Source organism: Bradyrhizobium sp. SZCCHNRI2009, assembly GCF_032485115.1.
Taxonomy (GTDB): domain Bacteria; phylum Pseudomonadota; class Alphaproteobacteria; order Rhizobiales; family Xanthobacteraceae; genus Bradyrhizobium.
In genome coordinates this window covers 92,804-113,183 of record NZ_JAUEUH010000003.1, presented here as the reverse complement: position 1 = coordinate 113,183, position 20,380 = coordinate 92,804, and the positions used below count along the sequence as shown (strand labels likewise).

Genomic DNA, 20,380 nt, shown 5'->3' with positions numbered 1-20,380 from the left:
TCGTCCGACAAAATCAATGTCGTCCCGGCGAACGCCGGGACCCATAACCCAGGGCCATATTCGAGGCACGCGCATTGATGCATCCGGGCTCGCCACGTCCTGGGGTCTCGGTCCTGGGTCGCGCGAACGCGACGATGCCTGCACATCGTCCGGCTTCGCTTGTTCGGCACGACAGCGGGTCGGAGTGCAGACCGGCTTTTCGTTGGGCCCTCTGTCGCGCGTCGCCTGGGATTCGTTGTGCCGCAGCGAGGTTGATTTGGCCGACGAGCAGGCTTGCTTCCCCATCGATACTTTCCGGCGCAGGTCGGGCGTCCGCAGCGGCGCGCGCAAAGACGAAATTCGCTCGCGCGATCAAGCTGATTTGGGCTGTCCAGATGCGGAGCGAAAAATATTCGACTTTGCATTTTCAGAAATCCATGGTCTCTTCTCCGCATCCCGCTTCACTGACGAGGGGCGCTTCGCGAACGTCACGATGCGTTGGGGTGGGATGCGGTGGCCGCGATGGGGCGCAGCATGCTTTGGGCATGCCGACGTACGCCACGTCGCGGACGGTGAAGTCGCAGGGTCCTGGCCTCCCGACGCTGAGGTCCGCGCAACGCGTGAAACGCGTTGTCGCCACGGTGGCAAACAAGCCGGTCACCGAGGAGACTGCGTATAAATCGTAAAGCCATCGCGCAGGGAAGGCCGGGTCTATCCGGCCGAACCTGTGGTTCTGCCGCGTGCTTTTTTGCTGCACGCGGACCGCAGGCCTCGGTCGAGGCCTGGCCTTCCCTGCACCCTCCGTGAGTTGGAGGGGAACGACACCAGCAAGACTCGGACGCAGATGCGCCGCGAGGCAGCAATGTCATGTCTGCAATGGGGGCAGCGCATTCAGTGTTGTTTGGATACAGCGGATCGCGTGGCGAGTATCGCGCCACACAAAGGCTGTCGTCCCGGCGAACGCCGGGACCCATGATCATAAGACGATGGTCGAGGCACGCGGGTCGCTACGTCAGCGCTTACGACGCTGCCCTGTGGTTATGGATCCCGGGTCGCGCTTCGCTTGCCCGGGACGACAGCGGAGCGCGGCGGCTACGGGCGAGAGCTTCCATCGGCATTGCAAAGCCGCGAGTCTGGATTGCCGTCGTTGCGAGCGGAGCGAAGCAATCCAGGGCCTCATCCGCGGCCCTGGATTGCTTCGGCGCAAGAGCAATGACGGTGGCGATCGAGGGAGCTGATGATGCCGCTACCCCACCATCCGCCCGCGGCCCTCCCAGAACCGTGCGCGCAGCACCTTCTTGTCGACCTTGCCGACGCCGGTCATCGGCAGCTCCTTGACGAACGAGATGCTCTTGGGCGCATGGGCCGAGCCCTTGCGCGCCTTCACGAGCTCGATCAGCTCGGCAGCGTCGATCTGCGCGCCGGCGCGGGGCACCACGATCGCGGTGACAGCCTCGCCCCATTTGTCGTCGGGCACGCCGACCACCGCGCACATCGCCACGTCGGCATGTTGCGTCAGCACGTCCTCGATCTCGCGCGGGAAGATGTTGAAGCCGCCGGAGACGATCATGTCCTTCTTGCGGTCGAGGATGTACATGTAGCCGCGCTCGTCGCGGCGGGCGATGTCGCCGGTGTGCAGCCAGCCGTTCTTCAAGGTCTCGACGGTGATGTCCGGCCGCTGCCAATATTCCGCCATCACATGCGGCGCGCGCACGCAGATTTCGCCGGCCTCGCCCAGCGCGACCTCCTGATCATGGTCATCGAGGATCTTGACCTCGCAGGCCGCGATCGGGAAGCCGCAGGACAGGAACAGCTCCGGCTGCTTCGGATCATGATCGGCCTTCCGCAGCACCGAGACGGGATAGCATTCGGTCTGGCCATAGAGCTGCGAGAACACCGGGCCGATGCGCTCGATGCCTTCGACCAGCCGTGTCGGCGACATCGCCGAGGCGCCGTACAGCACGAGCTCGAGCGAGGAGAGATCTGTCTTAGCTAACGCGGGATGATCGAGCAGCACGTAGATCATCGTCGGCACGAACAGCGTGAAGTTGATGTGCTCGCGCGCGATGGTCGCGAGCACGGCCTCCGGATCGAAGCTCTTCAGCATGTGCACGGTGCCGCCGCGCATCAGGGTCGGCAGCACCTTGGTGCCGGCGACATGGCTGATCGGGGCGACCGTCAGATAGCGGGCGCGCTCCGGGATCTCGAAATCGGCGAGGATCGCGGTGGCGAAGCCGCCATATTCCCGGTGATGGCGCAGCGCGCCCTTCGACTTTCCGGTGGTGCCGCCGGTGTAGTTCAAGGTCGCGATGTCCTCGGGCGTGGCGAAGTTGCGCGCGCTGGCGTGGCCTGACTGCTCGATCGCGGCGAGGAGATCGACGCCATAGCCGGCTGCGCCCAGCGTGAACACGTGGCGCAGGCCGCCCGAGCGCGCGGCCAGTTCGCCGCCGCGGTCGTGGAACGCGGCGGCATCGATCACCAGCACCTGCGATTCGGAATCGGCGAGCTGGAACAGCTGATCGTCGAGCGAGCCCAGCGGATGCAGCCAGGTGATGGCGAGCCGCGACAGCTGCGCCGCCGTGCCGGCGCACCAGGCATCGGCGCGGTTCGCGCTGAGGAACGCGACGCGTGTTCCCGGCGGCAGGCCGAGCCGCATGAACACGTTCTGCATGCGGCCGATCAGGTCGATCGCGCCCTGATAGGTCAGCGATCCGTCCGGCCAGCTGAAGGCGGTGCGCGACGGATGACGCGACAGCGTGAGCAGGGTCTGTTCGCAGACGACCGGAAACGAATGAAGCTGTAGGCTCATGGACGATCCTCCCGAGATGCCGCGATCGTTATGGCGTCGCGGGGCTTGTTGCCGACGCTATCAGAAAGCCCATCGCGCTCAAGGCGCGCTTGTCGTCCTCGGAACATCGCTGCGCGCGCCGCGTTGCCCGGCCGAACAATAGCGGAGCAAGGCCATGCGCACCTCGACAGCTTTTTTTGCGGGAGCCGGAACGGTCGCCATCGCCGTCGCGGCCGGTCTCGGCGGCGGGCTCATGATCGCGGAGGGCATGCATCCGAGTTCGCAGGCGTTCGAGCAGGCCAAGCTCGCGCGTTCCGTGCCGGAGACGCCGTCGCCAAGTCCGACGACCACCTCGTATCTTGCGGCAACGCAGGCGGCCGCGACCACGCCGATCAAGGTGGCGCCCGCAGCAGCGGAGACGGGGCCGGCGACGCCGGTATCGCCCAATCCCTCGCCCCCGCCGCAGGCTGCTGTGCCGGACGCGACGGCTGTGCCCGCCGCCTCTTCGGCGCCGGCCAGCACGCAGGCCGGTACCGCCGAGGACGTTCAGGAGAAGGGACAGGACAAGGCCGCAGCGAAGGCCGAGGACGCGGATCTCAAGGCGCGCGGGGCGGAGCGCAAGCGCGTCGCGGAGCAGCGCCGCACCGAGCGGCACCGGCAATATGTCGAGCGCCGGCGCCAGCGCCGCGAGCAGGATCTGCGCGCGGTCGAGCAGGCCGCGCGTGAGGATACGACGCCGCGCGCCTATGCGGCGCAGCCGGTCGGCATGGAGGGGCCGCGCTTCAGCTTCTTCGGCGACGATTGATCGCACGCGGCGGCGCCGTTATCCCTGAGCCCAACAAGGATCAGGGAGGGACGCGCCGTGCAGGACACTCGATGGGACGGGCTGCGGGCGCGGCTGCGCCTGCCGCTGATCGCAGCGCCGATGTTCCTGGTGTCGGGAATCGAGCTGGTGAGCACGGCCTGCACCAACGGCGTGATCGGCGCGTTCCCGACGGTCAATTGTCGAACCCCCGACGAGCTCGACGCCTGGCTGCTCCAGATTGCCGATCGGCTTGCGCGCAGCAGCGATGCGAGCGGCGCTGCGGCTGCGCCGGTCTGCCCGAATCTGATCGTGCATCAATCAAACGCGCGGCTGCAGGACGATCTCGCGGTGCTGTTGCGGCGCCGCCCGGAGATCGTGATTACCTCGGTCGGCTCGCCGGCAAAGGTTGTTGCGCCCTTGCATGATGCGGGTGCGCTGGTGTTCGCTGACGTCGCCTCGATCCGTCATGCAGAGCGCGCGGTCGAGGCCGGCGCAGATGGCCTGGTGCTGCTCACGGCCGGGGCGGGCGGCCAGACCGGCTGGCTCAATCCATTCGCCTTCGTGCGCGCGGTCAGGGCGTTCTTCGCCGGGCCGATCGTGCTCGCCGGCGGCATCAGCGACGGCGTGGCGTTGCGGGCGGCCGAGGTGCTCGGCTGCGATCTCGCCTACATGGGCACGAAGTTCATCGCCACGCGCGAAAGCCTGGCCGATGACCGGTACAAGTCGATGCTGGTCGACAGCTCGGCCGACGACGTGCTGCTCACCTCGGCCTTCACCGGCCTGCCGACCAGCATGCTCCGGCCGTCGATCGTCGCGGCCGGGCTCGATCCCGAAGCCTTGCCGGCGCGCGGCGCGATCGAGATCGGCAGTGACATCGACATCGCTGCGCGCGAGGCGCGGCCGAAACGCTGGCGCGACATCTGGAGCGGCGGGCACGCGACCTCGGGGGTCACCGACATCCCGTCGGTCGCCGTGCTGGTGGCGCGTACGGCTGATGAGTACGGCGGCGCGGGCGGTCTCCGGCCATGAGAAAACGTGATGTGTGTCCTTAAGGCACCATTAACCATCGGGTCCCACAATCCGCGGAGCTTGAACTTGGCGGAATCGTGCGATGGGCATCGGGCTACGGCAGGACAAAGAGCGGGTGACGCTCGAGGAGATCCGGATCCGCGTCGGGCATGCTCTGCAGCGGCATCCGCTATGCCGCAACGTCCAGTTCGACATCATGAGCGTTCCCCGCACCGCCCGCGGCGGGAACTGGACCATCAGCTTGCATTCGGTGGAACCGGCCGCGCTTTGGGAAGCCTCCGACATCGTTGCCGACGTCCAGGCCGCGTACGATCTGCTGATGCCGGCCGAGCTGTCTTCGGCGGCGTGAAAAAAAATGTCCGTCATGTTCACAGGGCAGAATGGTGGCCTCTGTGTTTCTGTGGCATCGTAAAGCCTTAATTAACTCCCACTTTTCGGTAAAGTGCGGCTTTCCGCCGGGATACGGAGAATTGCGTGACGAAGTCGATCGCTTTTGTCGCTTTGCTGGGCGTGCTGATTGCAGGCGCGGCCGTGACGAGCGTCCTGATGCAGGACAGCGTGCCTTCGGCCGGTGCGATGATGCCGCCGGTGGTGGCGAAGAGCCCGCTCTCCAATCGTGAAGCCAAGGGCGACCGCCTGGCGATGGTCACACTTGCGACCCCCGAGGTGCAGCAGCCGAGTGCCCCGTCGAAGGCGACGCTGCGTCAGGCCTATGCCTATGCGCCGTCCGAGCCGGAGATGGCAAAGGCGTCGGCTGCCGCGGTCGTCGCTGCCGAGCCGATGGTGCCGAAGTCCAAGATTCTCGCCAGGAGCGAGCCGGCCCCGGCGCCGCTGAAGCCGGAGGTGCAAAAGGCCTATTCGTTGCTGTCGGACGGCCAGATCGCAGGCATCAAGGAACGGCTGCGGCTCTCGTCGAGCCAGGAATATTATTGGCCGGCGGTCGAGACGGCGCTGCGCGCCGTCGCCCGCAAGATCCACGCCGGACGCCAGGGCGCGGCGAAGCCGGGCGCGGTGGCGCTCGATCCGGATTCGGATGAGGTGCAACAGCTGAAGTCGGCCGCGATGCCGCTGCTGTGGCAGTTGCGCGAGGATCAGAAGGACGAAGTGCGGCGGCTTGCGCGCACCATCGGCCTCGACAAGGTCGCAGCCGCGATCTGATCGGGGCGATCCTCCCGGCGTGAACATCAAGCTGGAGTGAACATCAAGGAAGGCCGCGCATTGCGCGGCCTTCTTGCTTTCGAGAGGCGCTTTTTCACCTCGCCGGGGGATTGGCCTCCGGATGCCCGCCGCTCTCGGGGCCGGCTCCCGTCGACGACGACGCGGGCGCGGTACGCAGGTCCGGGCCGGGCCGTGCCGGCTGGGTCATGGTCGGGGCTTCCGGCGGGGTGATCGCGGCGCCGGCGCCGACCGTGGTGCCGCGGTCGGTGTTGGTCGGCGCTGACGGCACTGGCGTCGGCTTGTCGCCGCCGGCGAAGCGCGTCGCGCCGCCGCTCTGATAGCCGGCAACCAGCAGGCCGGCGACCACCAGCGCGAGCACGAACAGGCCGCCGAGCTCGGGCAGGGCACCTGACGGGACCACGCCGCGGCCTCGGCCGTCTCCCTCGAGCGCCACCGCCGCGATCTCTCGGTTGTGCCGCGAGCGCAGGAAGGCCAGGAACGCGCCGGCGGCGATGATGATCGCGGCCGCGAGCGTGAAGAACATCAGCCAGCCGATGGGTTGATCGCCTTGCATGTCGAACATCCTTTGATCCGTGAGGGCTGCGCGACGTGCAGCCGCGTCAAATCCGCATGACAATCTCTGTTCGTTGCAATCGTCAGTGGCGTGAAAGGTTTCCCGCCCGGCGGCGGAAATCTCGCGTCAGCGCCCTTCGCCGGCGGCCCATAGCGCCTCGAGCCCGGCGCGATAGGTCGGGTAGGCGAAGCCGACGCCGAGCTCCTGCCTGGCGCGGATATTCCGGATGCGCCGGTTGCTGGCATAGAAGCTGCGCGCCATCGGCGACAGCTCGGCGCGGTCGAACGGAAGTTCCGGCGGCGGGGCGATGCCCATCAACGCAGCGGCATAGGCGATGACGTCCTGCGGCGGCGCAGGCTCGTCGTCGACGATGTTCCAGGCGCCGCCTGACCCGCGCTGGATCGCGCCCATGATCGCGCTGGCCGCGTCATCGACATGGATACGGTTGAACACCTGTCCCGGCTTGACGATGCGCCGCGCCCGCCCGGCCCGCAGCTCGACCAGCGCGTTGCGGCCCGGCCCGTAGATGCCGCCGAGCCGGAGCACCGCGAGCCGGTCACCGATCCGCGCGCGCCAGTCCTGCTCGACGCGGACCCGGGCCTGCACCCGGTCGTGCTCGGGTGCCAGCGGCGTGTCCTCATCGATCCAGCCGCCCTGATGGTCGCCATAGACGCCGACGGTCGAGAGATAGACCACGTGCCGCGCGCGCCCCGCCGTGATGGCGTCGCCGAATGCGGCCAGCACTGGGTCGTCGCCTCCTCCAGGCGGCACCGAGATCAGCACGACGTCGGCCTGCGCCGCCTTCGCCAGCGTCGCGGCCGCGGGGGCCGTGCCGTCGAACAGGTCGATGTCATCATGCGCCAGTCGCGCGCGCTTGTCGGCGCTGCGGACCGTGCCGCCGATGCGGGCGAACGCGCCACGGTGCAGCTCGACGAAGCGCTGGGCGGTGTAGCCGAAGCCGATGACGAAGAGGTTCATGGATGCCGTTCACCTGGACTTGCGCGAAGGAGCGAGCCTTCGAGTTACCCGGCACCGGGTGGCCCGCGCAATTCAAATGACGCGCGCGGAGTCACCCTGCGGACTGGGCGGTGCTGACCTGCCGCGCTTGTTATGGCTCCCGTCATGGTCCATGTCGTATGATCAGGCGACAGGAGATGGACTGCCACGATGAATTTCCATTCGATCTACCGCCACGGCTTTGCCCGCGTCGCTGCCTGCGTCACCGCCTCGAGCGTCGCCAACCCGACCGCCAATGCGGCGGCGATCCTGGCCGCGGCGCGCGCCTGCCATGACCAGGGCGCGGCGGTCGCGGTGTTTCCGGAGCTCTGTCTGTCCGGCTACGCGATCGAGGACCTCGTCAAGCAGGACCCGCTGCTCGACGCCGTCCAGCGCGGGCTGCTCACCCTCGTCGAAGCCTCGCACGACCTGATGCCCGTCCTGATCGTCGGTGCGCCGCTGCGCTTTGCGCACCGTGTCTACAATTGCGCCGTCGTGATCCACCGCGGCGAGGTGCTCGGCGTCATTCCCAAGAGCTACCTGCCGACCTATCGCGAATTCTACGAAGGCCGCCACTTCGCCTCCGGCGCCGGCATCCGCGGCGAGATGATCGAGGTCGCCGAGACCATGGCGCCGTTCGGCACCGACCTTCTGTTCGCCGCCGCGGATGTCGCCGGCCTCGTCATCGGCGTCGAGATCTGCGAGGACATGTGGATCCCGGTGACGCCGGCGTCCGAGCTCGCGCTCGCCGGCGCCACCGTGCTCGCCAATCTCTCGGGCAGCCCGATCACGGTCGGCCGCGCCGAGTCCCGCTCACTGTTGTGCCGCTCGACCTCGGCGCGCTGCCTCGCGGCCTATGTCTATGCGGCGGCGGGCGTCGGCGAATCCACCACGGATCTCGCCTGGGACGGCCAGACCTCGATCTTCGAGAATGGCGTGCTGCTCGCCGAGAGCGAGCGCTTCCGCCAGACCGGACAGACCATCTTCGCCGACGTCGATCTCGATCTGCTGCGCCAGGAGCGGGCGCTGATGGGCACGTTCGACGACAATGCGCGCGCGCAAGGCGCCGGCATGCACTGGCGCCGCATTGGCTTCGAGCTGCAGCCGGCCGAGGGCGACATCGGCTTCATGCGCAGCATCGAGCGCTTTCCGTTCGTGCCGAGCGATGCCGCGCGGCTCGATCAGGACTGCTACGAGGCCTACAACATCCAGGTCGCCGGCCTGACGCAGCGGCTGCGCGCAACCGGCACCAAGCGCATCGTGATCGGCGTCTCCGGCGGGCTCGATTCCACGCATGCGCTGATCGTCGCGGCGAAGGCGATCGACCTGCTCGGCCTTCCCCGCACCAACATCCTGGCCTACACGATGCCCGGCTTCGCCACGGGCGCGCAGAGCAAGTCCTACGCGCATGCGCTGATGTCGTCGCTTCAAGTCAGCGCCGCCGAACTCGACATCCGCCCCGCGGCGACGCAGATGCTGAAGGACATCGGCCATCCCTTCGGCCGCGGCGAACAGGTCTACGACGTCACCTTCGAGAACGTGCAGGCCGGGCTGCGCACCGACTATCTGTTCCGCCTCGCCAACGACCGCGGCGGCCTCGTGCTCGGCACCGGCGATCTCTCCGAGCTGGCGCTGGGCTGGTGCACCTATGGCGTCGGCGATCAGATGGCGCACTACAACGTCAATGCCGGCGTGCCGAAGACCCTGATCCAGCATCTCATCCGCTGGGTCATCGCCTCGCATCAGTTCTCGGCCGATGTCGACCGCACGCTCGAGGCGGTGCTGTCGGCCGAGATCTCGCCGGAGCTGGTCCCGGTGAAGGAGGGCGAGACGCCGCAGAGCACCCAGGCCACGATCGGCCCCTATGAGCTGCAGGACTTCAATTTGTTCTACACGCTGCGCTACGGCATGCGCCCGTCGAAGATCGCCTTCATGGCGCATCACGCCTGGAAGAATGTCGGCGACGGCGCCTGGCCGCCGCATTTCCCTGCCGACAAGCGCCACGCCTATACGCTTCCCGAGATCAGGAAGTGGCTGGAGGTGTTCCTCAAGCGCTTCTTCGCCTTCAGCCAGTTCAAGCGCTCGGCGATGCCGAACGGCCCGAAGGTGGTGGCCGGCGGCGCCCTGTCGCCGCGCGGCGACTGGCGCGCCCCGTCCGACGGCAACGCCACCGCGTGGCTGGAGGACCTGGAGCGCAACGTGCCGAAGTGACGACCATCTTGCTCCGCCGCCGCGCTTGCCATATCCGAGACGTGCGCGTCCGCCTTTGCGGCGCCGTCATCGACATCGTTGAACGGAGCAAATCATGAGCGTGACCGCCGCCGGCATTTCCTCGATGGCGACGAGGCAGATCCTCGCTGAGCTCGCCGCCGCCTATGAGGAGGCGACCGGCGAGGTGATCACGATCGAATCCGTCGGCGGCGTCGATGCCGCCAAGCGCATCCGCGCCGGCGAAGCGTTCGACTTCGCCGTGCTCGCCTCCGATGCGCTGCAGAAGCTTGAAAGCGACGGTCATCTCGTTCCCGGCAGCATCATCGAAATCGCGGAATCGCCGATGGCGATGGCGGTGCGCGCCGGCAGCCCCAAGCCCGATCCGCTCGACGAGGCCGCCGTGCGCAGGGCGATGGAGAACGCCAGGGCGATCGGCATCTCCACCGGCCCGAGCGGCACGTATGTGCAGAAGCTCGCCCGCGACTGGGGCCTGGAGAGCGAGGGCACTTCGCGCCTGGTCCAGGCCAAGCCCGGCATTCCCGTCGCCAGGCTGCTCGCCGACGGCGAGGTCGAGGTCGGCTTCCAGCAGCTCAGCGAAATGCTCGGCGCGCCCGGCATCGACATCGTCGGCCTGCTGCCGGACGCGCTGCAGCCGGGCACGGTGTTCGCTGCCGCCTTGTGCAAGGCCGGCGCGCACGCCGAGGCCGCGCGCGCCTTCATCGAATATCTGGTCTCGGAGGAGACCGCCGAAACCAAGCGCCAGCACGGCATGACGCCGGTGTGAGGCGCCGGCCCCACAGCCCGCGAAAAAATCCGATCGCCGCGTGTCGTCTCGGCCTTGTCCCGATCGTCTTCCAACCGAACAATCGGGACGGAGACGGCGGATGAGCACATCGTACTATCGCTGGGTGATCGTGGCGGCCGGGGGCGTGCTCGGCTGCGTCGCCGTCGGCGGCCTGTTCTCGCTGCCCGTGTTCCTCAAGCCGATGGCCGCCGAGACCGGGTGGTCGGTCGCGGGGATCTCCACCGCGATGACGATCGGCTTCCTGGCGATGGCCGTCACCAGCATGGGCTGGGGCACGCTGTCCGACCGCATCGGCCCGCGTCCCGTGCTGCTGATCGGATCGATCCTGCTCGCCGTCAGCCTGCTGCTGGCAAGCCTGACATCCTCGCTGTTGGCGTTCCAACTGCTGTTCGGCCTGATCGCAGGCATCGCGACGGCGGCGATCTTCCCGCCGGTCATGGCGACCGTCACCGGCTGGTTCGACACCCATCGCAGCCTCGCGGTGTCGCTGGTCTCGGCCGGCATGGGCGTGGCGCCGATGACGATGTCGCCGCTCGCGGCCTGGCTCGTCTCCAGCTACGACTGGCGGACCGCGATGCAGTGCATCGCCGCGATCGTGGCCGCCATCATGATTCCCACGTCGCTGCTCGTGGGCCGTCCGCCATCGTCCGCGCCCGGCGACGCCGTCGCGTCGGGTCCCGCCGCCGGGCCGGCCGAGATGACGCGATCGGCGGCGCTGCGCTCGCCGCAGTTCCTGATCCTGCTCGCCACCAACTTCTTCTGCTGCGCCACGCATTCCGGCCCCATCATCCACACCGTGAGCTACGCCGTCACCTGCGGCATCCCGCTGATGGCGGCGGTGACGATCTACAGCATCGAGGGGCTCGCCGGGCTCGGCGGCCGCATCGCCTTCGGCCTGCTCGGCGACCGCTTCGGCGCCAAGCGCGTGCTCGTTCTCGGCCTGCTCGCGCAGGCGTTCGGCGCGCTCGCCTACGTGGTCGTGCGCGACCTCGCCGCGTTCTATGCGGTTGCGGCCACCTTCGGCTTCCTCTATGCTGGCACCATGCCGCTCTACGCCGCGATCGCGCGTGACAATTTTCCGCAAGGCATCATGGGCACGGTGATCGGCGGCACGGCGATGGCCGGCAGCCTCGGCATGGCGACCGGCCCGCTGGCCGGCGGCCTGATCTACGACAGCTTTGCGAGCTACACTTGGCTCTATGTCGGCTCGTGGGTGATGGGCCTCGGCGCTGTCATGATGATGATGACCTTCCGGCCGTTTCCCAAGCCTGTGTCGCAGCCTGGCGCCGTGCCCATGCAAGCGCCGGCCTGACGCTGCTGCATCGCACCTTCACGCGCGCCGTCGGAATCGAACAACAACGCTTGATCCCCCGGCAGGAACTGTGATGTCGCAGCCGGGTTGGGCGGCGTGGAGTTCAACCGGATGGAGATCGGATCCATGAAGAAGACCCAGCTTGCCATTGCCACCCTCGTCGCCGCCACCCTCGCCGCCGTCCCGCTCGCCGCGCAAGCGAAGCACCACAAGAAGCACAACGCCGCGACGTCGACCACCTCGTCGCAGACCACCGGCAGCAACATGAAGTCCGGCCGCGATTCCACCTCGTCGAGCCAGGGCAATGTCGGCCCGGGCACGAACCAGGCGGGAAGCATGGGGAAGTAACAAGCCGGGCACTTTCGTTCAGCGACGGGAAAGCAGCGCTGGCCTTCCCGTCGCCGCTGGACAGCATTCTTTTCCAGACGGCGTGTTGCAGACCTTGCTGCCATCGTTGGCGCTTGATGCTAAACGAACGTTCAGTGACGTCAGTGATCGCCGTGTTGCGAATTCGTGCGGTGGAGGTGCATCGTCGATGTTGGCGAGGGGGCGAGATTATTATCTCGGGCTGAGACGCCGCTATGAGCCGAACGTCGCCAAGCTTGTCATCGTCGCGGAATCGCCGCCGGCCTCAGGAAAATACTTCTATGACTCGGCCGGCTCGATCAGCGAGCCGTTGTTCACGGCCCTCATGCGCCAGATGGGAGCCACCCCTGCGACGAAAGAAGAGGGGCTGCGACAATTTCAGCGCAAGGGATGGGTGCTGGTCGATGCGACCTACCAGCAAGTGGACAAGCTGCCGAAAGACGCGAGTCAGGATAGGAATGCGTTGATCGAAGACGATTACCCGCTGCTCGTCGCGGACCTATCCAGCCTTGTGTCGGATCGCGGCGTTCCCCTGATCTTGATCAAGGCAAACGTCTGCCGGATTCTGGAGCCTCGACTGACAAAGGACGGCTTCAACGTGATCAACGCCGGCCGCCCGGTCTATTTTCCGAGCACGGGACAGCAGAAAAGGTTCGAGCAGCAGTTCGCCGACGTCCTGAGGTCGGCTGACTGAGGTTTGACGGTCAAGGGCGAGGCACTGGTCGGCGATGTGCCGTCAGTCTCGGTCAGCATCCCCCATCTTGCGTGGGTCCAGCAGGTGACGGCAACGTGCGATGCACGCTGCCGATCATTTCGACGCCTCCTTGATCTTGTGCTCCAGATGCCCGGTGCCGTGATCCCTACGCAGTTGGCTCAGCGAGGTCTCGTTGAGCTGAAGCAGCACGTCGCTGAGTTTGGTCGAATCCGGATAACCGGCCGCGAACGACTTTCCGTAGATCTTGCGCAACGTGCCGACCAGCGTGTTGCCATGCTTCCTGCTGATCTCGCCATCCTTGTCGCGGTGGCGGCCGTCGAGGCCCGGTTCCTTCATGCGTCTCTCCCCTGATGCGGCTGGTGCCGTAATGCGACTTGCGCGCTTAGGAAGGGGAGCCTGCGCTCAATCGATGAGATTGGCAATGCTGCGGCGTGATACGCGGGGTTCACGCGCGGTGCACCAAGAGAATCTGCGAATGAGTTGCTTGTCATACCGGGCTCCGTCCTTCCTGCGCGGCCGCAACCGCCTCGACTCGGCGAAGGCTCGGGCATGCACGTCGTTCAATCATGTTGGTCGAAGTGAATGGCCGGGACGGAGCCAGGCTATGACGGTGGAAAGATATCTGGGCGGAAACCCGGGTTCTTGGATGCGATCGCCGGGCCGCTCGACGCTGGCCAAAAATCCCTCGTTCTTTTTATCGGAAATCATGCTTTACTCCGTTCATCCCGCCTCATGCAGAGGGCGTACGCATCGTCACGATACGTGGAGGTGGGCTGCGATGGACGTGGATGCTGCGCCAGACGAGCGCTTGCGTCGCGGACGGCGAAGTCGTGTGGTCCCGGCCTCCCGATGCTGAGGTCAGGCCTGCTGTTGATGCGCAAGCGTCACGCGGGCGATGGGGGCAAGAAAGCCCGGTCCCCAAGGAGAGCACGAAGGACACCGTTAAAACTGATCGCGCAGGGAGGGCCGGGTCGTCCGGCTGGACCTGTGGTACCTGCCGCCTGCATTTTTTTCGCAGGCGGGCCACGGGCCTCAGTCGAGGTCCGGCTCTCCCTGCGCCTCTCGTGTTTCGAGACGCGCGCGACCAACGCATTCCTCGGACTCATCGAGCCGCGAGACCGCGCGCGCACGCCTGAACCGACCGCAAGTGGCTGTTTGACATCTGAGTGACGTGACGATGCCTGTCGGCGCCCGTGACAACGCCGAGCAGCGTCGGGCCGAACCCATGGATAGGAGACGCGGTCAGTCGCAGTGCGTCTCAAGAGGCGTGACGCGGTCAGAAACCGGGTCACGCATCGGTCTCGTACCCCGCGGGGACAGCGACGAACCCAGCGCCTTCCAATCGCTTCTCATCGGAAACCACGGAGCGTTCGTGTTCATCTGTGAACGATGACAACGAGATGCTCTACGCCGCCGGCATATGCAGCAGAATTGGCCCCAGTGATGGAGAGCTCCACTCGGCAAACGACGATTGCAGAAGGATATCGAAACAGTATCACGTTGAGGTTGTATTGAGAAGGCTTGGGTGTACAATCTCGTGATGCCAGATTTCCGATGGGAACGACGGGCTTCCCAATAGTTCTGCTGGCTGAGAGAGGGTTGTGCCGGCATGCCTCTCATCGTCTATCCGCATTGCGACATGCACGTCGCGCTGAAGAAGCCCGCGACCAAGGTGCTGCCGTTCCGCGTGTTCGACCAGGATCTGCCGAACGGCTCGACGACCTACACGCTGACCGACGTCACCGCGGACTGCAATTTTCGAATCCTGGCGCCGTACAACCCGGTCGGGTCCCGGCTGACCAGCTTCGTGACGATCGATCCTGCGGCGCGCACCATCACCGGCGACGACGTCGGCACCAACCTCGTGGTGATCGAATACGGCCCCGGCTACATCGTCGCGCGTATCCAGGTGCACGACGATGTGCTCGGCTGGTGGTTCGGCAACTCCTCGATCACCACGGCGCTGCATCCGACGGTCGCCCACAGCCAGCCGACGCTGTGCGCGCTGTTCAGCGACGATCCGACCGGGACCGATCTCGTCGGCGACATCACCGGGCACGGCTTCGTCACGCTCAACTCGGCAAGTCCCGGCACCTTCGTGGTGGCAAATACGAACAATGAGGGACGGTTGAGGGGCGTGAGCGAGGGGGCAGCCCAGCTCGACGGCAGCTTCCTCGGTGTCAACCAGAGCCTGCCGGTGAAGGTGGTCGACTACGCCAAGATCCGCGACAACATCTCAACGGTGCGCGCCGGCGACCTCGCCAATGCCGCCGAGATGCACAACATCCTGTTCCTCGCCGAAGGCTTTCGCGCGTCCGAGAAGGACAAGTTCGACAAGATCGTGCAGGAAGCGGCGGACGGTCTGTTCTCGCAGAAGCGCCACGAGCCCTACGGCACGCTCGCCGGCAGTTTCAACGTATTCAAGGCGTTCCAGGCGTCGGAAGAGCAGGCGGTGACCTGCGGCTGGCGCGTCAACGACGAGGAGACCTCGGAGCTTAGCAGGGGCGGACCGATTCCGTGGAATTACAGCGTTTCGGACGACAAGAGCATCTACGAGGTCGACGAGCTCGTGGCCCGCGTCGGCCTGCCGCTCCGCAACGAGACTGCGACGCCGGCGCAATTGAAGGCGCGCTGGGCGGGCCAGTCGCTGCCCAACTACGATGCGGCGAAGGTCAACGACACCCTGATCGAAGCGTGGAGGAAGCAGAAATCGCTCGGCATCCTGGAGGCACGTGACACTTTCTACGGCCTGATGCTCGGCTCCCGCTGGGGCGACCGGTCGGCGAAGTCCGGGGCCGCTTTGACGATGCCGGCGGCGGATGCGGCGGGCGATGCCAACCTCGCGCCACTGATCGCCCGCGCCTATCAGTTCTTCAAGCCGGCCAGCGCGACCCGGCACCTTGCCCCGGATCCGCGCCGGCATCCGCCGGAGCTCGCTCGGAACGGCCGCGCGAACGTTGCTGCGCCGATCATGGCCTACCTGTCCGGACTGCGGCTCGGGTCGTCGCCGCATACCGCGCTCGGCGCCGAGTGGATACCGGACGGCACCTTCAAGCGCAGCCGCGGCCTGATCGCCATGATCACCAACGAGGACATGATCGGCGGCACCAATTTCAACCAGTCGACCGTGACCGCCAATTCGTTGCAGAGCCTGAAGACGCTCGACTTCGAATATCCTGCGACCAACACGGCGACGAAGAAGGTGATGCGGCGCAAGCCTGCCAGCGACATCGACGCCGACCTCACCGATATCATCGACACGGTCGCGCACGAATTCGGCCATTCCTTCAATCTCGGCGACGAATACGAGACGAGCGCCGAAGACAATGCGACCGCTTCGAGCGAGCAGGACAACATCGTCGCGCTCGCCGACATCTTTCAGGATCCGAGCTACGCCGCCAATCACTCCCGTCTGGTCGATCCGTCCAAGGTGAAATGGTTCGAACTTCTCAGGGTCCAGCTTTCGGCCAGGCTGACCCAGGCTTCGACCCAGCAGGGTGGCTCGATCGAGGTCAGGATCGACCCGCGCCAGATCCCGCGCTGGGTGCAGGCGAAGGCGGCCGGCCGCCAGGCGTTTCTCCGCCGCATCCAGATCACGGCGATCGGCCGGCAACTGCCGCTCACGTTCACCGATTCCGATTATCTCGTCAGACTCGACATCGGCGACATCGACCAGAACCTCGGCTCGATCCGGCTCGGCGGGCTGGAATTGCCGCCGGCGCCGTTTCCCGTGTTTCCGAAAGGCTCGCTGCTGTTCGTGCCGCGCCGCGACGATGCGGACGCGCTGGTCTATGTGGTGGAAAAGAAGGTGCGCGACTTCATCGCAGGCAACCATCTGCCGCTCAACAAGGATCCCGACTTCGCTCATGTGAACGACGAGGGCGACGACCCGAAGGACATCCCGAATTTCAAGCCGCCATGCAAGGCGCAGCGGCTGGTCGGCCTGTACGAAGGCGCATACAACTTCACCGGGCTGGTCTATCGTCCGGCTGGCGACTGCAAGATGCGGAACAACAGCGGCACCTTTTGCCATGTCTGCAAATGGCTGATCACCAACCGCGTCGATCCCGCGCTGCACGACGTCGTCGACCGCGAATTCTATCCGGAGGCCAAGAAAAATGGCTGAACCGGGTGCCCTCGAAACGATCGTCGCCGAGATCGGCAAGCTGCTGCTGCCGCTGCGGGCGGCGGTGGAGTCGCCGGCCGCGTTCCAGGGCCTGCTGCTCAAGCTGGGCTGGGATTCCGACGTGATTCCGAAGCCGATCGCCGATCTCGCGGTCGACTTGCAGCTGCTGTTCGATCGGCTCCAGGCGCTGGTCGGCGGCGGGCTGTCGCTCGACGGCGAAGTGGCGTCCGACGGCGAGGCGACGGTCGTGTCCGGCTCGCTCGAAGACGCCTTCAAGACCATCGAGGCGATCGCCGGCGTCGTGCAGGCGATCGACGACCTCGTCTCGGCGCCCGGCGGTGCATTTTCGGCGACGCTGAACGCCGATAATTTCAAGGGCGAGTTTCCGGGGCAGCTCGTCGGCTATCTCTTCATCACCTATCTGCGCAACCATCATCCGGGCATCGGTTTCGCGCTGCAGGCGCTCGGCGTCATCCGCACCCGCTATACCGCGCCCGCCGGCAACCGCCCGGACTACATCGACTACAGGTTCAGCTTCCCGGACCTGCCGAAGATCGTCTCCGACCCGGTGACACTGTTCGAGAACGCCTTCGGCTGGGGCACCGACAGCTTCGACTTCTCCAGCTTCGCGCGGCAGATCGACAGCCTCGCGGCCGGGCTCGGGCTCGACGTCCGGATGGTGGAGGTGCCGGATCGGGTCGCGCGCGCGCTCGAAGGCGGCCCTCCGATCGGGCGTGCCGCCGTGCGCAAGCGGCTCCGCTTGGTGTTCTTCGAGCGGGCGCGCGACGCGGGACGGCTATCGGCCGAGCTCGGACTGTTCCCGCTGCCAAAGTCCGGGAGCAAGAAGCCGGGCTTCGCGCTGCTGCCGTCGTTCAGCGGGCTGCTGTCGGTGCGGATGCAGCTCGGGCCGACGATCGCGGTGACGATCTCGAGCGACCTCGATCTCACCGGCGGTGTCGGCCTGATGGTGCGGCCGGGCAGCGGCATCGACATGGTGATCGGCTTCGCAGGCAGCGGCGCGCCGACGTCGGCCAAGGGCACCGCGCGCGTCGAAGTGGAATACTCCGCCATCTCCGGCAGCCCGACCATCGTTCTTGGCACCGGCGAGGGCACGCGGCTCGAATACCAATCGGTGAGCGGTGCCGGCGGTTTCACACTGGTGGCGGGCAAGGACGTCGAGGTGTTCGCCGAGGCGGACCTCAAGGGCCTCGCTTTCGTCCTCGACGCGTCCGGCTCGGACGGCTTCATCTCGACCATCCTGTCGGGCATCTCGACGCGGTTCGAGTTCGATCTCGGCCTCGGCGTCGCCTATCCGCGCGGCGTGTATTTCCGCGGCACCTCGCATCTCGAGATCCAGATCCCAGCGCATATCGACCTCGGTCCGATCCAGGTGCAGGGACTGACGCTCGCGGTGACACCGTCGGCTGACGGCCTCCCGATCGATATCGGCGCGACGCTGAAGGCGGCGCTCGGTCCGCTGGTCGCGGTGGTGGAAAACATCGGGCTGCGGACCGATCTCGCTTTTCCGGGGAGCGGCGGCAACCTCGGCCCGATCGATCTATCCTTCGGCTTCAAGCCACCGAACGGCGTCGGGCTGTCGATCGATGCCGGGGCGGTGAAGGGCGGCGGCTATCTCTTCATCGATCCGGACCGCGGCGAATATGCCGGCGCGCTGGAACTGAAGATCCTCGACTTCCTCTCGGTGACGGCAATCGGCGTCATCACCACCAAGATGCCGGACGGGTCAAAGGGCTTTTCCTTCATCGCCATCATCGCGGTCGAGTTCAATCCCGGATTGCAGCTCGGTTTCGGCTTCACCCTGCTGGGAGTCGGCGGACTGGTCGGGCTCAACCGCTCGATGGACCTCGACGCGCTAGTCAACGGCGTGCGCGCCGGCTCGCTGGACTCGGTGCTGTTCCCGCACGACGTCGTCGCCAACGCGCACCGGATCATCTCCGACCTCCGTACATTCTTCCCGCCAGAGCAGGGGACCTTCCTCATCGGCCCGATGGCGAAGTTGGGCTGGGGAACGCCGACGCTGATCAGCCTGTCGCTCGGGATCATCATCGAGATTCCCGGCAACATAGCCATCATCGGCAAGCTGACGGTGGCGATCCCGGACGAGCGGCTGCCGCTCATCATCATCCAGGTCGCCTTCATGGGCGCCATCGAATTCGACAAGAAGCGCGGCTGGTTCTTCGCCATCCTGTACGAATCCCGCGTGATCTTCATGCCGCTCGACGGCGGCATGGGCGTGCTCGCGTCGTTCGGCGGCGACGCCACTTTCATCGTCTCCGTCGGCGGCTTCCACCCGGCCTACAATCCACCGGCGCTGCCGTTCCCGCCGATCCCCCGGATCGCGATCAACATTCTCAACACGCCGGTGGCCCGCATCCGGGTCGACGCCTATTTCGCGGTGACGTCGAACACCGTGCAGTTCGGCGCACATGCGGAGCTGTATTTCGGCGTCTCGATCGCCAACATCGAGGGCCATCTCGCCTTCGACGCGCTGTTCCAGTTCTCGCCGTTCTATTTCATCATCACGATCTCTGCCTCGCTGTCGGTGAAGCTGTTCGGCGCGGGGCTGTTCAGTATCCGCTTCCGCGGCTCGCTCGAAGGCACATCGCCCTGGCACGTCGAGGGCACCGGGAGCATCTCGCTGCTGTTCTGGGACGTCGACGTCGACTTCTCCCACACCTGGGGCGACAAGGAGGACACCAGCCTGCCGCCGGTCTCCGTGCTGCCCCTGCTGGTGGCGGAATACTCGAAGGCGGAGAATTGGACTGCCGCGCTGCAGAACAGCAGCAGGCTGTTGGTGACGCTCAAGACCGTGGACGCGGGCTCCGATCTTGTCCTGCATCCGGTCGGTTCGCTCAAGATCACCCAGCGTGCGATCCCGCTCGGCATCACCCTCGACAAGATCGGCGCGCAGCGCCCGGACGACGCCAATTACTTCTCGGTCGCGACCGCGACGTCGGGCATCGAGAAGCGCGCCACCATCCGGGAGTCGTTCGCGATCGCCCAGTTCAAGGACCTCAAGGACGGCGAGAAGCTCAGCGCTTCCGACTACGAGGCCGAGGAGGCGGGGCTGGAGCTGTCGGTCACTGGCAACCAGGCAAAGACCAGCTATGTCACCAAGCGCATTGCCCGCTACGAAGAGATCATCGTCGACAACAATTTCAAGCGGGCACGCCGGCGCTTCGTCACGCTCATCTCCGGGCTGTTCACGCACTTCCTGGCCAACAACGCCGTGGCGCGGTCCGAGATCTCGGCGAAGTCGCGCGATCTGAAGCACGTATTCGACGACAAGATCGCGGTCGATCAGGCGTCCTATGTGGTGGTGAGCCTGGCCGACAATTCGCCGATCGCCGGCGCGCCTGCGTCGTTCCAATCGCGCGCCAGCGCCGGCGAATTCATGGCGGCGGAGACGCGGCGCAATCCGAACTTCGCAAGCGAGGTCCATATCGTGCGCCCGCACGAGATGAAGCGCGCAGCGTAGCGGAGGCACGATGATGG

15 protein-coding genes are annotated in these 20,380 nt (G+C 66.3%); 11 read left to right on the top strand and 4 right to left on the bottom strand.

The window, feature by feature from the left end:
• Positions 1 to 1,225: 1,225 nt before the first annotated feature.
• Positions 1,226 to 2,788, bottom strand: a complete 1,563-nt coding sequence (locus tag QX041_RS12420) for an AMP-binding protein (RefSeq protein WP_316165530.1) — start codon at positions 2,786 to 2,788, stop codon at positions 1,226 to 1,228.
• Positions 2,789 to 2,942: 154 nt separating this feature from the next.
• Here QX041_RS12420 and QX041_RS12415 point away from each other — a divergent pair, with 154 nt between their 5' ends.
• The 4 genes from QX041_RS12415 (at position 2,943) to QX041_RS12400 (ending at position 5,759) form a co-directional block, all read left to right on the top strand.
• Entirely contained in the window at positions 2,943 to 3,572 is a 630-nt protein-coding gene (locus QX041_RS12415) for a hypothetical protein (protein ID WP_316165529.1), read from the top strand.
• Positions 3,573 to 3,629: 57 nt separating this feature from the next.
• Positions 3,630 to 4,601 carry a nitronate monooxygenase gene (locus QX041_RS12410; RefSeq protein ID WP_316165528.1) on the top strand — a complete coding sequence of 324 codons (972 nt, stop codon included), beginning with the start codon at positions 3,630 to 3,632 and terminating at the stop codon, positions 4,599 to 4,601.
• Between the two features lie 82 nt (positions 4,602 to 4,683).
• Positions 4,684 to 4,950 (top strand): hypothetical protein, encoded by a 267-nt coding sequence (locus QX041_RS12405; RefSeq protein ID WP_316165527.1) that lies wholly within the window; start codon positions 4,684 to 4,686, stop codon positions 4,948 to 4,950.
• A gap of 182 nt (positions 4,951 to 5,132) precedes the next feature.
• A complete protein-coding gene (locus tag QX041_RS12400; RefSeq protein WP_315716458.1) occupies positions 5,133 to 5,759 on the top strand; it encodes a hypothetical protein in 627 nt (208 codons plus the stop codon).
• Positions 5,760 to 5,853: 94 nt separating this feature from the next.
• Here QX041_RS12400 and QX041_RS12395 read toward each other — a convergent pair whose 3' ends face one another.
• Together QX041_RS12395 and QX041_RS12390 are read right to left on the bottom strand one after the other, a co-directional pair.
• Positions 5,854 to 6,333 carry a hypothetical protein gene (locus QX041_RS12395; protein ID WP_316165805.1) on the bottom strand — a complete coding sequence of 160 codons (480 nt, stop codon included), beginning with the start codon at positions 6,331 to 6,333 and terminating at the stop codon, positions 5,854 to 5,856.
• Between the two features lie 126 nt (positions 6,334 to 6,459).
• Positions 6,460 to 7,311: an NAD-dependent epimerase/dehydratase family protein gene (locus QX041_RS12390; protein ID WP_316165526.1), complete on the bottom strand. Its 852-nt coding sequence runs from the start codon at positions 7,309 to 7,311 to the stop codon at positions 6,460 to 6,462.
• A 189-nt stretch (positions 7,312 to 7,500) separates the two neighbouring features.
• On the opposite strand from QX041_RS12390, the gene QX041_RS12385 reads away from it, so the two are divergent.
• From QX041_RS12385 to QX041_RS12365, 5 genes are all read left to right on the top strand, one after another.
• Entirely contained in the window at positions 7,501 to 9,540 is a 2,040-nt protein-coding gene (locus QX041_RS12385; protein WP_315716272.1) for an NAD(+) synthase, read from the top strand.
• A 94-nt stretch (positions 9,541 to 9,634) separates the two neighbouring features.
• Positions 9,635 to 10,324 carry a substrate-binding domain-containing protein gene (locus tag QX041_RS12380; protein WP_316165525.1) on the top strand — a complete coding sequence of 230 codons (690 nt, stop codon included), beginning with the start codon at positions 9,635 to 9,637 and terminating at the stop codon, positions 10,322 to 10,324.
• A gap of 100 nt (positions 10,325 to 10,424) precedes the next feature.
• Complete coding sequence (locus QX041_RS12375) at positions 10,425 to 11,657, top strand: MFS transporter (protein WP_316165524.1); 1,233 nt, start codon at positions 10,425 to 10,427, stop codon at positions 11,655 to 11,657.
• Between the two features lie 126 nt (positions 11,658 to 11,783).
• Complete coding sequence (locus tag QX041_RS12370; RefSeq protein ID WP_315716269.1) at positions 11,784 to 12,005, top strand: hypothetical protein; 222 nt, start codon at positions 11,784 to 11,786, stop codon at positions 12,003 to 12,005.
• An 85-nt stretch (positions 12,006 to 12,090) separates the two neighbouring features.
• Positions 12,091 to 12,717: a hypothetical protein gene (locus QX041_RS12365; RefSeq protein ID WP_316165522.1), complete on the top strand. Its 627-nt coding sequence runs from the start codon at positions 12,091 to 12,093 to the stop codon at positions 12,715 to 12,717.
• A gap of 114 nt (positions 12,718 to 12,831) precedes the next feature.
• On the opposite strand, the gene QX041_RS12360 is transcribed toward QX041_RS12365, so the two are convergent.
• On the bottom strand, positions 12,832 to 13,074 hold the full coding sequence (locus QX041_RS12360; protein ID WP_315716267.1) for a hypothetical protein: 243 nt from the start codon (positions 13,072 to 13,074) through the stop codon (positions 12,832 to 12,834).
• 1,273 nt (positions 13,075 to 14,347) lie between these two features.
• On the opposite strand from QX041_RS12360, the gene QX041_RS12355 reads away from it, so the two are divergent.
• Both QX041_RS12355 and QX041_RS12350 read left to right on the top strand, forming a co-directional pair.
• The gene (locus QX041_RS12355) at positions 14,348 to 16,864 is read left to right on the top strand and encodes a M64 family metallopeptidase (protein ID WP_316165521.1); all 2,517 of its coding nucleotides are present in this window, start codon (positions 14,348 to 14,350) and stop codon (positions 16,862 to 16,864) included.
• On the top strand, positions 16,857 to 20,363 hold the full coding sequence (locus tag QX041_RS12350) for a DUF6603 domain-containing protein (protein ID WP_316165520.1): 3,507 nt from the start codon (positions 16,857 to 16,859) through the stop codon (positions 20,361 to 20,363). Before QX041_RS12355 ends, QX041_RS12350 begins: the two co-directional genes overlap by 8 nt.
• Positions 20,364 to 20,380: the final 17 nt, after the last annotated feature.

What these genes read in the sequence shown, in the direction of transcription:
- QX041_RS12355 (WP_316165521.1), top strand. Translation starts at nt 14,348, where the DNA reads ATGCCTCTCATCGTCTATCCGCATTGCGACATGCACGTCGCGCTGAAG.
- QX041_RS12375 (WP_316165524.1), top strand. Translation starts at nt 10,425, where the DNA reads ATGAGCACATCGTACTATCGCTGGGTGATCGTGGCGGCCGGGGGCGTG.
- QX041_RS12420 (WP_316165530.1), bottom strand. Translation starts at nt 2,788, where the DNA reads ATGAGCCTACAGCTTCATTCGTTTCCGGTCGTCTGCGAACAGACCCTG.
- QX041_RS12380 (WP_316165525.1), top strand. Translation starts at nt 9,635, where the DNA reads ATGAGCGTGACCGCCGCCGGCATTTCCTCGATGGCGACGAGGCAGATC.
- QX041_RS12405 (WP_316165527.1), top strand. Translation starts at nt 4,684, where the DNA reads ATGGGCATCGGGCTACGGCAGGACAAAGAGCGGGTGACGCTCGAGGAG.
- QX041_RS12395 (WP_316165805.1), bottom strand. Translation starts at nt 6,333, where the DNA reads ATGCAAGGCGATCAACCCATCGGCTGGCTGATGTTCTTCACGCTCGCG.
- QX041_RS12390 (WP_316165526.1), bottom strand. Translation starts at nt 7,311, where the DNA reads ATGAACCTCTTCGTCATCGGCTTCGGCTACACCGCCCAGCGCTTCGTC.
- QX041_RS12385 (WP_315716272.1), top strand. Translation starts at nt 7,501, where the DNA reads ATGAATTTCCATTCGATCTACCGCCACGGCTTTGCCCGCGTCGCTGCC.
- QX041_RS12350 (WP_316165520.1), top strand. Translation starts at nt 16,857, where the DNA reads ATGGCTGAACCGGGTGCCCTCGAAACGATCGTCGCCGAGATCGGCAAG.
- QX041_RS12415 (WP_316165529.1), top strand. Translation starts at nt 2,943, where the DNA reads ATGCGCACCTCGACAGCTTTTTTTGCGGGAGCCGGAACGGTCGCCATC.
- QX041_RS12370 (WP_315716269.1), top strand. Translation starts at nt 11,784, where the DNA reads ATGAAGAAGACCCAGCTTGCCATTGCCACCCTCGTCGCCGCCACCCTC.
- QX041_RS12360 (WP_315716267.1), bottom strand. Translation starts at nt 13,074, where the DNA reads ATGAAGGAACCGGGCCTCGACGGCCGCCACCGCGACAAGGATGGCGAG.